Here is a 513-nt window from a genome sequence, read left to right as displayed (position 1 = left end):
CCACCGAAACGCGCCAGGCACTGCTCACCAAGGATACGGATCGCTATGAAGACGAGATCTTCTGGCAATCGAGCAAGCCCGAATTGCTGCTGGGGCCGCCGAGCTGGCGCTGGGTGATCGAGGCGTTTGCGTCGACGCGGCGGTTGAGCGTCGATCCGCGTTTGAAAACGCTCGACGTGCCGTTGCTGTTCGTCGTTGTCGATGACGATAAATTGGTCGACCCCAAGGCCGCGCTGAAGATCGCGGCAAAGGTGCCGGATGCGCGGGTGGTGCGCTTCGGCAAGGAATCCGCGCACGAGATCCTGCGCGAGGCAGATCCGGTGCGCAATCGCGCGATTGGCGAGATCGACATCTTCCTGTCGTCGCGGGCGCAGAGGTAGAGCCGTGACGCACTATGACGTGGCGATTGTCGGGGCCGGGATTGCGGGCGCAAGCCTTGCCGCCGCGATTGCGCCTTATGCTTCGGTGGTGATGCTCGAGGCGGAGGATTTGCCCGGTTACCATGCGACCGGG

At 63.4% G+C, this 513-nt stretch carries 2 protein-coding genes; both read left to right on the top strand.

Annotated features, from left to right (window positions below; genetic code table 11):
- A partial coding sequence (locus AACY19_RS27010) for a serine aminopeptidase domain-containing protein (RefSeq protein WP_339454551.1) occupies positions 1–380 on the top strand: 380 nt, incomplete at its 5' end.
- 4 nt (positions 381–384) lie between these two features.
- Positions 385–513, top strand: a 129-nt coding sequence (locus AACY19_RS27005) for an FAD-dependent oxidoreductase (protein WP_339454553.1), incomplete at its 3' end; no start/stop codon positions are given.

Origin of the sequence: Pseudomonas sp. EA_5y_Pfl2_R50, assembly GCF_963970475.1 — a bacterium.
GTDB lineage: Bacteria > Pseudomonadota > Gammaproteobacteria > Pseudomonadales > Pseudomonadaceae > Aquipseudomonas.
Note: the sequence above shows the minus strand (reverse complement) of the source record. Positions and strands in the feature narration are given on the sequence as shown.